Below are 250 nucleotides of genomic sequence, written 5' to 3' on the forward strand. Positions count from 1 at the left end.
TGATTAATCCTCTTAAAACGGGTTATTCTACCACAATGCGTGTTAGACTATAAGTGAGTAATCAAGAAAAAAAATAATGAATTGTATAACAATATGACGCAATGTCTTGTAAAGTAATCTTTTCTTTACCGTCTTGACCCACAATTGTAACTTTTGTACCTGGCTCTACTGGTTCATCTACTTTAAGCATTAGTTGATCCATGCAAACTCGACCCACAATTGGACAAAACTTGCCGTTAACTAATAGTGA

The 250-nt window shown here is 34.4% G+C and carries 1 protein-coding gene; it reads right to left on the reverse strand.

All coding sequences use genetic code 11. The features are described from left to right. Window positions 1–61: 61 nt before the first annotated feature. On the reverse strand, window positions 62–250 hold a 189-nt coding region (locus tag FE296_RS00080; protein WP_317889393.1), incomplete at its 5' end, for an alanine racemase C-terminal domain-containing protein.

The sequence above is a fragment of the Paenibacillus sp. UASWS1643 genome (genome assembly GCF_008693195.1).
In the GTDB taxonomy this organism is placed as follows: domain Bacteria; phylum Bacillota; class Bacilli; order Paenibacillales; family Paenibacillaceae; genus Paenibacillus; species Paenibacillus amylolyticus_B.